This is a genomic window from Limnohabitans sp., from assembly GCF_031538885.1.
GTDB lineage: Bacteria > Pseudomonadota > Gammaproteobacteria > Burkholderiales > Burkholderiaceae_C > Limnohabitans.
This window is the reverse complement of record NZ_JAVKLW010000005.1, coordinates 1-11,336: the sequence shown is the minus strand read 5'-3', so window position 1 is coordinate 11,336 and position 11,336 is coordinate 1. Positions and strand designations below refer to the sequence as shown.

Sequence of the window (11,336 nt, the reverse complement as noted above, 5' to 3'; positions counted from 1 at the left end):
GCGGCGCAGATGCAGCCAGCTTTGAAATTGTCGGCAGTGTGCTGTACCTCAAAGCAGGCGTCACGCTCGACTACGAAAACAAAGCCAGCTACGCCGTGACAGTCAACGCGGTAGATAGCACTATCAGTGGCAGCACCCCCATCAGCACCAGCTACACGCTGGGCGTGAACAACGTCAACGAAGCGCCTACAGCTCTGGCGACAGTGCCCTCGCAGAGTGGCACCGTGGGTGTCAATTTCGCAAGTTTGAACCTCGCGGGTTACTTTGCTGACCCGGACATTGGGGATACGCGCAAGTACACCATCACGAGTGGCGCCTTGCCCACAGGTCTTGTACTGGACCAGAACACTGGCATCGTCAGCGGCCAACCCACGACGGCCAAGATGGGTAGCGTGACCGTGACGATGACGGACGCCGGTGGCTTGAAAGCGACACAAAACGTGGGTTTTTACATCGCAGAGGCGACAGGTATCGTGCTGTCGTTGGACAGCGACACTGGTGTGCTCGGCGATGACTACATCACCCGTGACGGACACATGAGTGTGAGCAACCTGGGAAGCAATGCCGCCTCCTGGAGCTACAGCATGGATGGAGGTGCGACCTGGCAAAGCGGTCATGGCAGCAGTTTTATCGTGCCGGAAGGCTACTACGAGGCGCAGGTCATTCAGGTTCGCAGTCTCACGTCCGAGGGCGCTGTCATCAAACGTATGCGTTTAACGCATTCATTGCGTGTTGATCAGACTGTGCCCGATGCCTTGCGTGTTCAGCTGCTGAGCGACAGTGCAACCCTAGGTGATGGTGTCACGAACGATGGCTCGCTGACGGTCTCTGGGCTTGAAAGTGCGGAATCGACTTGGCAATACAACACGACAGGTGTTGATTCGGCAGAGAACTGGCATGCGGGCAGTGGCAACAGCTGGGTACTTGCTGAGGATGACTACGCGCCGGGTCAGCTGGCTGTGCGAGCCATGGATGCCGCAGGCAATGTCAGTGACGTCTGGCGAAACGATTCAGCCTGGCACATTGACACCACACCGCCGCTAGTGCCCCACGCGACATTGGCTGCGCGCAACGTGGTCGATGGCAGCCAAAGCGTGGAGGTGGCTCAAATCGAACCGGGCGCCTTGTGGTCTTACAGCTTGGATGGGGGTAGTCACTGGCTGAACGGCATCGGCAGCAGTTTTTCCTTGCCCAGCGGCGACTACGCACCAGGAAGCGTTCAAGTGATACAGCGAGACCCCGCAGGCAACAGTTCGGATGCCGCGACCTTGAGCTGGACTGCCGACGAGGCCAACGTGGCGGGCCATTTGGTCATCAGCAGTTTGCGACCCTCGGTGCGTATTGAAAGCGCTGCAAAGCTTACGCTGAAGGCGAGAGAAACCAGCGAGATTCAATTTTTTTTCAGCGAGGCCGTGACGGACTTCAGTGTGGAGAGCCTCGCGGTGCAAGGCGGTCAATTGGTGGGTTTGCATGTCGATTCCACGAACGCTTCGATATGGCACGCCACGTTTGTGCCAAGCCCAAAGAGCAGCGGACAGGCGGTGATCAACGTGATCGACGGCGGCTTCATGAATACGGCGGGCTACAAAGGACAGGCCGCCAGCAGCGCGGCCATTGCTTTTGACACACTCGTGCCGAATACTTTGTATTTGAGGTTGCACGAGGACACGGGGCGAAGCGACAGCGATGGCGTCACATCGAATCCAGTCATCGATTTGGTTGGCTTGGAAACGGGGGCACGTTGGCAATACAGCACTGACAATGGACTGCATTGGGCCTGGGGCCAAGGCGATCAACTGGTATTGGCTGACGGGCGCTACTGGGCTGGTGCGATTCAGGTTCGGCAATTCGATGCCGCAGGCAACTACAGCGCCCAAGCCCAGATGATGCAGTCGGTGTTGATCGACACCGTGGCACCGACCACTGCGCCGGTGCTTAGCATGGTGGCTGGTAACTTTATTTACCAAGGCAATCTGGCGGTGAATTTTAAAATTGCACTCTATGACGGTTTGGCTGTTGGTGATTTGCTGCGTGTGCGGGTCAACGGTGTGTTGGCGGGCGACCCGGTTGTGGTCACTGCGGCCGACTTGGCGTCAGGCCAATACACCTTGCGCTTGTCACGTCACCTCCTCATGGGCGACGACACCAGTGTGGGGACCTGTGCAGTCATGGTGGAGCATTGTGACGTTGCTGGCAATGCCAGTGCCAGCAACAGTCAAACCTTGCAATTCATAGCTCAAGCCTTGAATAGCACACGGTTTGTGCCTGACTGGCCCACCAACTTGGCGCTTCCTCAGAGTCAAGCTCTCACAATCACGCTGCGCTACCCAAATATGAAGGTAGGAGACGTCGTTCGACTTGTTCGTAGCGATACCCAATATGCTTCGAGTAATCAGCCGCGCGTTTGGGTGACTGCGGAGGATGTGCAACTGGGTTACATCCGAGGCAGTCAGAGCGCCAACATCGGCTTCCCTCAAGGGGATTATTGGGCCGAGGTGGATCGGGTGGGCGCAAGTAAAATCATTTCAAATAAGTTCACCTTCAAGACTGAATTGAGCGGTGACTTGTTCAGCGTACGGGTCCGCAATGGCAATGGCGATGAATCGATTGTCGCCAGCGAGCTGGGTGACGGGTTGAACTTGCGATTGGCGAACTTCAATAGCGCCAATGGCATGGTAGTCAAGGCCGGTGCTAGTCGTGACTACAAGGTGTGGGTTGACGGCAAAGAGGTCAGCACGATTTCGATCAGCGCTGCAGAAACTTCCAAGGATATTTCTATCCCATGGTCCTCGGTTCAGGGCGATGGTCAGCATAAGGTGCGCATCGAAGGGGTTGCCAGTTCTGGCTTGATCAAAGGGGGCGGCGTCTCCATTCAAACGCATAGCCACGCACCTGATGTATTGCTGAGCATCGCCAAAGAATGCAGCGATATGTTGAGCACCTTGAACACCAGCATCACCCTTGATGTGGCCTACGTTGGCATGCGTGCGGGGGATCAGATTTCCTTGTATGAAGGCAGCACACAACTGATGGCGCCTATCACATTGAGCAGTGCGCAGATCAATGCAGGCGTGGCCAAGCTCACGGTGTCGCGGGACTTGCTCGCAGCGCAAGGTATCCATTCAGTGCATGCGCGCATCACCGATGTGTTTGGAAACACCGCCGATGGGGCGTCCCTGGCCCTTCGGGTGGATGACCTGACTCCTCAGCCCGTGTTGAGTTGGGCGGTCGGTGCGAGCAGCAGTTTGGATGCCCCCGATGCCAAGACCGAACTCGTCGTCACCAGCGTAGATGTTGCCAACAACCCGTTGATAGCTGGGGACGTGCTGGGCCTCTACAGTGCAGACCGCTTGCTCATGAATCACAGGGTCAGCCAAGAAGAGGCCATGGCTGGGCAGGTCACGCTGACGTTGCGGGGCGCGGATTTGTCAGAGACTGGACCGCAGCGTCTGAGTGTGATGCTGCGCGATGGCGCGGGGCAACAAGCCGTCTCGCAAACACTGAACTTGCAGTATGGCGAGTCGCAGTCCAGTCCGGTCGCAACGCCCAGCCACGCCAGTGCAGCGCTGTCCCAACAATCTTGGGCCCTCAAGACCGGTCAGGGCGCGTGGGCGCGTTTGGACCAAACGGGCAGTTTTTCATCGGCCTATTACGGCGTGGAGGCGGACATATTTTTTGATGCGAGCGTATCGCACGCAGAGGAAACTGTTTTGTCCATGTACAACCCCGTGGATGGCTTTGAAGTGAAGTTGAAAGTTTTGGGGAACTATATCGTGATGGCGCACCCCGAAGGGGCCGCGGTGGGGTGGCATGCATTGACGCCAGGCTGGCATCACGTGGCCCTCAACTTCGCAGGCTATATACGAATCTTTGCGCTTGATGGCGGTGTGGTTTACAGCAACGCCGGAACGTATGCGCCGGGGATGACTTACAAATCACCCTTGGTAGGGCAGCAGTGGCAACTTGGCGTTGGTGGCAATGTGGCCACACCCGATGCACCGCAAACTTTCAACGGCTTGATTGCCAATGTGCGCATCTTGTCGGAGTACAAGGAAGCGGGCAGCGGTTATTACGCCAACAGTGCAGCCAGTGTGCCAGCCGACAATGCCAGCAACTGCTTGGGCTATTACAGTCTGGATGGTCAGACGGATAGCCAGACTGCGGTTGGGCGCCCCCTGACATTGTTGGGGGTCAAACCTGTCGACGCTTTTGCCCAGGTGCCAACAGGTATCACCCAAACGCCAACGCTGTTGCCGGTTCACCCCACGCTGACGGGCACCACCACGCCCTCGGCCCGCGTGCAGGTCTACCAGGTGTCTGGCAGCAACGAGTTGTTGGTGGGTGAGACGCAGGCGGATACCCGCGGCATCTGGCGACTTGACACCTCACTGGGTGCGGGCACTCAAAATGTGCGCATCAAAACCACGGCAACCCCTGCTGCTGCTGTGCCTGTTGTGCAAGACGTCAAACTGGACTTGCGCGATAGCGATGTGCTCAGCACACGTGCAGACGGTACACAGCTGCGTGACTTAAGCCTGATGTCGGGGAGCACGGCGCGCGATGTGTTTGTGGTCGACGCCCAAGCACGCGGCTACCGGTTGCTCACAGGCTTTTGTCTGGCTGACCCTCTGCGACCTGATGTTGCGAACTGCGATCAGTTGGACTTGCGCGAACTGCTGGCAGGACGTTACATGTCAGGCGTGACGCCACTGTCGCGGTTTGTGCGAGTGAATGCGGGTTCGGATGGTCAGGCAGTTTTGGCGATTGACCCTTTGGGTAGCGCTCATGGCGAATTTGACCCGACGCTGTGGTTTGCGTTTGCCGACATTGGCGCTGCAACGTTGCAACGCCGTTTGGAAACGCCAGAATTTCTGGGTCAGTTTTTGCTGATGGACGGCAGCGGTGGCTTGGCACGTATTCAGGCCTCGATGCGGGCCTTGGCCACGGATCAAGTGGCGACGGATCACCCGATGCCCAGGCTGGATGACTACGCGCAAATCGGTCTTTCTCAACAGGTGTCGCAGCTGGGGCGGAGCCAAGTCAATCAAATGTTGCAGGGTCGAGCCTTGCAGGGGCAGATTGCCGAGTCGGCTTTGCAAATTCGGGGTTGGTTGCTTGATGCGCAAGCTGCGTTGAACAAAGCTGCGCGTTACGCGGGCGGACTGGATGAGGCCTTCACCAATGAGGATGCACGCGCGTTGGGGCTTGCATCCAGTGTCGCTGCGCTGGCGTGGTTCAATCGGAAAATCTTGCAGGTGGGTGGGGTCAGTGCCAATTTGGGTGCTGATTTGTTGCAAGTGCAGCGGGTGCTTGACAAGATTGAGGCGCGCGTGGGTCAAGCGAGTGGCCCCACCCTGACCGCCGACGATGTGCTGGGACTGGGTTATCTTGATGTACCTTGCGACGCAGCCAGCCTGGCCTTGCTCAATGATGTGTTGTTGCATGAGTTCCCCGCATTGGCCGTTCAAATGAGCCACTTGGATGCCGTGATGCACAGCCTGCGGGCCTTGTACGCTTGGGTAAACAGCCATGACGTGACTGCGGATGGCAAGTTGGACACGCTGAGCGTGAGCAATCTGCACACGCTTGGCATTGAGGTTGCCAAAGGTGCTGTGACGCTCAACAGCGAAGAGAACCTTCAAGTTCTTTCGCAACTTGCAGGGGTCGGCATGGCAGGGTTGCAACAGGTCAAAGATATACAGACCTTGGTGGATCGGGGTGTGCATGACGTCTTGTCTGCCCTCAGCTTGCAAGTGCATGACATCAGCCTGCGGCAAGACCTGAACAACAGTCCTTTGTCATTGGGCTCTTTCATTGTCAGTGCACGCGATGATCACACGGTATCTGAGCTGTCGACCCAAGCCTATTGGCGCCTCGACGGCATCCCGGCAGGCTGGCGTCTGACGAAGGGCGAGCGCACGGCTGATGGCAGCTGGCTTGTCAAAGTCGATCAAATGCTGGACTTGGCATTGCAGTTGCCTGCGGACTTCAAGGGCCAGACCGAGTTCACCTTGCGCGTGAATTACAACTACCAAGATGCCGATGGCCGCGTGCGAACCACCCAAAAAGACAGCGTGGTCAAGGTGACGGGGGCTTACCGAATTCAGGACCCTTATGCCCCTTGGGGCAGTGAAGATCAGCGCCTGGGCTTGGACGTGCTTTGGAATGAAGGTTTGCGCGGACAGGGAATGACAATCGGCATAAGCGATGGTAGCAAGTTGATCACACCGGACAGTCAATTTGACTGGAGCAAAATCATTGCCGCGAGCACCCAACCAGCGTCGGCCCTCACATCCAGTTCATTTGGACAAGCTACCCATGCCACCGTAGTTGCAGGCGTCATGCTGGCCCAGCACGATGGGTTGTTGAATGCCGGTGTTTCCCCCTTGTCGTGGTTAGATGCCGATTGGGCCCATCACCTGGACCGAAAAGGTTTGCGCGTGATCAATCTCAGCATTAGTAGTGTTAACCGCACCTTGACTGAAGTGGGCAAAGATGCCTTGGATGAATCCTATTCGAAGCTTTACGGGGGCCTTGGCCTGGTCAAGGTCTACGGGGCGGGCAATTTTGGATGGACCGACAACACCGCCAGCATGCCCTTTCCCTCCACGCGCGGCGTGATCGCCGCCGGTGGGGTCAATCCAGCGGGGGGGCGTTTTTTCGACACATCGTGGGGAGACGCGGTATTCATATCTGCCTTGGGTGAGGGGGTGCTTGGCGGCTTTCCGGACAACAACGGCGTGGCCTATTTGGTGTCGGGCCAAGCCGGCACGAGTTTCGCTGCCCCTTATGTTTCTGCGGTGGTCAACCTCATGCTGCAGGCTGTCCCCAATCTGTCAGTGCGCGATGTCAAGGACATTCTTGCCTACTCAGCACACCAGCCCAGCAGCGGTATCTTGGGGCAGCTCAACGGCAGTGACCGGGCCAACGGCGGTGGTTTGTACCATGACGAAGGCATTGGGTTTGGCATCGTGAATCCTTTGGGTGCTGTGCGCTTGGCGCAAAGCTGGATACTGCCCGGCGGCGCCAACACGGCGAAATTGACCACGGACTGGAGTGCCTTGACCGTGTCTGGCGCGGACGATGCCACCCCGGGCTGGGACTTGCCCACGAATAAAGGGCAACCCTTGACCATCAATTTCAATGTGTCTCAGCCCATGGATCTGGAGCATGTCGATGTTTATCTACGGCTGAAAACGTCGTACTACAAAAATTTAAACGCCAACCTGATTTCGCCTTGCGGCACCGTCGCTGCTGTTGTGACCGGTACAGTTGATTCGGTACCTTCGGGTGTGGTGGACGGCACAAAGGAATACAAGTTCGGTCTGTCACGCTTTTGGGGCGAGCATGACGAGGCGGGCACTTGGCAGCTTCAGTTTAACTACAACAGCGAAGGGAGTTTCAGTGGCGAGGTGCGCAGCGCCAGTATTCGTTTTTCCAAGGAAAGCGACGCCCAAGCTCTCAACGACCGCTTTGTCTACACCAACGATTTTTTTCGCCTGGCAGCGCTGGACGCGAACCGTTTGACGCTGCACGACCAAGATGGTGGTGGCATCAACACCGTCAATCTCGCGGCCGTATCGACATCCGCGATCGTTGCCGACCTCAATGCGGGCAGCATCAACTTTTCAGCTTGGAACAAGACGGTGACTATCGCGAGCGACACGCATATCCAAAACTTGGTTGGCGGTGAATTGTCAGATGTGATCAAAGGCAATGACAGCAACGTTTTGTGGGGCATGAATGGCGCAGACACCTTGGTTGCCAGGGGAGCACATAACGTTTTAGATGGTGGTGACGGCGATGATCTGCTGTTGTTTTCTTCCACCAGCGATCGCGTCACAGGAGGCCAGGGCAATGACCTCTTTGCCTTCTATGGCGATGCACCCGACGACAAGCTGTTGTTGGCGTCACTGGTTGATTTCAATGCATCGCAAGATTTCTTGCTGCGACAAAACAAAACCGACCACAAATGGCAGACCGCTTTATTCAGCGCCAATGATGGCAGTTTTGTTGCTTGGCAGACGGTGCATGATTCGATGTTGACCGCACGGCTGAACGCAGTGATTTGAGCGCCTCAAACCTGCGAGAGCGATGCACTCTTGCAATGCGGGTGAGTAGGTTTAACGCAAGGCCTTCACCACAGCATCCCCCATCTGAGCCGTGCCCACCTTGGTGGTGCCTTCGCTGTAGATGTCGGGGGTGCGCAGGCCTTGGGTCAACACGGCTTTCACGGCGGTCTCGATGCGGTCAGCTGCGGCGGCTTGGTTCAAGCTAAAGCGCAGCATCATAGCGGCGCTCAGGATGGTAGCCAAGGGGTTGGCCACGCCTTGGCCTGCGATGTCGGGGGCGCTGCCGTGGCTGGGTTCGTACAAACCTTGGTTTTTGCTGTTCAGCGAGGCCGAGGGCAGCATGCCGATAGAGCCCGTCAGCATGGAGGCTTCGTCGCTCAAGATGTCGCCAAACATATTGCCAGTCACCACCACGTCAAAGCGCTTGGGCTCTCTCACCAGTTGCATGGCTGCGTTGTCAACGTACATGTGGTCGAGGGCGATGTCTGGGTATTCTTTGCCCACTTCGCTTACCACGTCTTTCCAGAACTGGAAGGTTTCCAACACGTTGGCTTTGTCCACGCTGGTCACGCGGCCCTCTTTGCCTGCGGCTTTGCGCTTGCGGGCAGCTTGGAATGCCACGTGTGCAATGCGTTCGATCTCGGGCTTGGAGTAGCGCATGGTGTCAAACGCTTCTTCGCTACCTGGGAAGTGGCCGTCAGTGGCCACGCGGCGACCACGCGGCTGGCCGAAGTAAATATCGCCTGTGAGCTCGCGGATGATCAGGATGTCCAGACCCGAGATCAATTCAGGCTTCAAGCTCGATGCACCCACCAATTGCTCGTAGCAAATGGCGGGGCGGAAGTTGGCAAACAGGCCCATGTGTTTGCGCAGCCCCAGAATGGCTTGCTCGGGGCGCAGAGGGCGGTCAAGGGTGTCGTATTTCCAGTCGCCCACCGCGCCGAACAACACGGCGTCGGAGTCCATGGCTAGCTTCAGCGTGGCTTCGGGCAGGGGGTGGCCGTGCGCGTCAAACGCAGCGCCGCCGACCAGCGCAGTTTCAGATTCAAATTGGAGGTCGAGGACGTTCAAGACTTTGACGGCTTCAGCCACGATTTCTGGGCCAATGCCGTCGCCGGGAAGGATTGCGATTTTCATGTGTTGTTCTTCTAAGTGGGTTTACATCGTGTGCGCCAACCAAGGCTTGGTGGCCAAGCGCTCGGCTTCAAAGGCTTTGATTTTGTCGGACTGGCGCAGGGTCAGGCCAATGTCGTCAAAGCCGTTGAGCAAGCAGTATTTGCGGAAGGCTTGCACGTCAAACGGGATGGCTTCGCCCCCTCCGCCATTTCCTTGGCGCACGATGACTTGGTTTTCCAAATCGACCGTCAACTCATAGCCGGGGAAGGCGAAGGTTTCGTTGAACAACAGGTCAATCGTGGCTTCAGGCAACACGATGGGCAGCAAGCCGTTTTTGAAACAGTTGTTAAAGAAGATGTCGGCAAAGCTCGGTGCAATGACGGCGCGAAAACCGTATTGGTCAATCGCCCAAGGCGCGTGTTCGCGTGAGGAGCCACAGCCAAAGTTCTTGCGCGCCAACAACACGGATGCACCTTGGTAGCGCGGCTGGTTCAGCACAAAGTCTGGGTTGGGTTTGCGGCTAGCAGGGTCTTGGCCGGGCTCGCCGTGGTCCAAGTAGCGCCACTCGTCAAATAGGTTGGGACCAAAGCCCGTCTTGCGGATGGACTTCAAAAACTGCTTAGGGATGATGGCGTCCGTGTCGACGTTCTCGCGGTCCATCGGCGCCACGATGCCTGTGTGGAGGGTGAATTTTTGCATGAGATAAAGAAAAATTAGGGGCCGTGTGAAAGTGCAATGGGCGAGCTTGTTTCAAGCAAACATCAACCTCCCTCGCGGTACAGGGATTGAGCGCTTGAGCTTGTGGGCTGTTTCCAGCCACTCGTCGATCACGATCTGAGCATGAGACAAGGCTTCGCTATACGTGGCGCCATCGGCCATACAGCCAGCCAGCTCGGGGGCTTCGGCAATGAAGCACCCATCAGCTTCACTCCAGTAAATGATGATTTCATAGCGACTATTCATTGGTTTCTCCCTTAACTACTAAGCGATATTTGACAATCAACTCGCGCACCTGCTTGACTTGGTAGGGCTTAGAAGTGGAGCCTTTGGGTTGCAAATTCACGATCTCAGAAATACCGTCCCTGTAAAAAATGTGATGCGAACCCTTGATGCGACACTGAAAACCCAGTTTTCCTAGTACTTTAACAAGATCAGAAAAAGCGATGGTGTGATCGCTTTGTCCACTTAATAAAGCATAGAGAAGTTTTTCAAACTAGCTCATTGGGGTTGATCTTGTTCAGCCGTATCTCGACACGCTCACCAAGACTTCGAGCTAAAGTCAGTCTTTCGGATGGACTTCAAAAACTGCTTGGGGATGATGGCGTCCGTGTCGACGTTCTCGCGGTCCATCGGCGTCACGATGCCTGTGTGGAGGGGGAGTTTTTGCTGGAACTTTGGGTAAGACTTTGCAACTTCCTGAGCCAGACGCCGTTGGGGTTTGATTCCCGTCAAGGTAGGTGTCCTGGACTATGGCAAGACTCCTAGGATCAATCGCGTATTTTTCAACTTGCTGCAAGGTATTTGCTTTACGTTGCCAAACGATATGTGTCGGTGAAAACTGTGCATCAGCAGTGAACCCTGCATTGCTGCCTTCGTAGGTTTGCGTTACTTTACCGGTGGACTCGTTGACCGATAGGTCTACTTCGACAATGCGTGTGCTTAAACGGCATTGCAAGTACACCGGATTGGCAAAGACAATACCCGTCGAAAAAAAGCTAGAGCAGCGCTGAATAGTCCTTGTTTCATGACTAAGCCTTCGTTCCATTCATTTGTCTTGCTGTTTGCAGGGCTTCTTGCCGAGTGGTGGTAACTGAAATTAATTTGCAGAAAGGAAACTCTCGGCGCAGCTCAACTTCTCTGACGGGGTGATTGCCAAATCGAAAACGACGTGTGGCAGCAGTTGCGTGCTGCTCTCCTACATCGTAGATGCCCCAAGATCGAGGTGTGGTGTATCGGTTCATGAAACTCATGCACAAATTTTTAGACGGCGGATTCAAGGACGAAGTGTAACACGCTTTAACGAGGCATGGAATACCTCGTGAGGTGTCTTGAATCCTAGTCGCTTTCTGGGGCGGTGATTCAATCGGTTTTCAATCATAGTCAATTCCTCATCCGTCACGGTTTCCATGCGGCGCTTCTTTGGGATGT

Annotated in this window: 5 protein-coding genes and 1 pseudogene; 1 reads left to right on the top strand and 5 read right to left on the bottom strand. The window is 56.1% G+C overall.

Annotated features, from left to right (window positions below):
- Positions 1 to 38 precede the first annotated feature (38 nt).
- Complete coding sequence (locus RMS03_RS00380) at positions 39 to 8,072, top strand: Ig-like domain-containing protein (protein WP_310625149.1); 8,034 nt, start codon at positions 39 to 41, stop codon at positions 8,070 to 8,072.
- A 51-nt stretch (positions 8,073 to 8,123) separates the two neighbouring features.
- Here the strand turns inward: RMS03_RS00380 and leuB are convergent, their stop codons facing one another.
- The 5 genes and pseudogenes from leuB to RMS03_RS00360 form a co-directional block, all read right to left on the bottom strand.
- Positions 8,124 to 9,209, bottom strand: coding sequence for a 3-isopropylmalate dehydrogenase (leuB, locus tag RMS03_RS00375; RefSeq protein ID WP_310625148.1), 1,086 nt, complete (start codon positions 9,207 to 9,209; stop codon positions 8,124 to 8,126).
- Positions 9,210 to 9,230: 21 nt separating this feature from the next.
- Entirely contained in the window at positions 9,231 to 9,887 is a 657-nt protein-coding gene (gene leuD / locus RMS03_RS00370; RefSeq protein WP_310625147.1) for a 3-isopropylmalate dehydratase small subunit, read from the bottom strand.
- 51 nt (positions 9,888 to 9,938) lie between these two features.
- A complete protein-coding gene (locus RMS03_RS00365) occupies positions 9,939 to 10,151 on the bottom strand; it encodes a type II toxin-antitoxin system HicB family antitoxin (protein WP_310625146.1) in 213 nt (70 codons plus the stop codon).
- Positions 10,144 to 10,353 carry a type II toxin-antitoxin system HicA family toxin gene (locus RMS03_RS11560; RefSeq protein WP_405023474.1) on the bottom strand — a complete coding sequence of 70 codons (210 nt, stop codon included), beginning with the start codon at positions 10,351 to 10,353 and terminating at the stop codon, positions 10,144 to 10,146. The genes RMS03_RS00365 and RMS03_RS11560 overlap by 8 nt, the downstream gene beginning before the upstream one ends.
- A 110-nt stretch (positions 10,354 to 10,463) precedes the next feature.
- Positions 10,464 to 10,538, bottom strand: a pseudogene (locus RMS03_RS00360) (3-isopropylmalate dehydratase small subunit); the annotation flags it as partial.
- Positions 10,539 to 11,336: the final 798 nt, after the last annotated feature.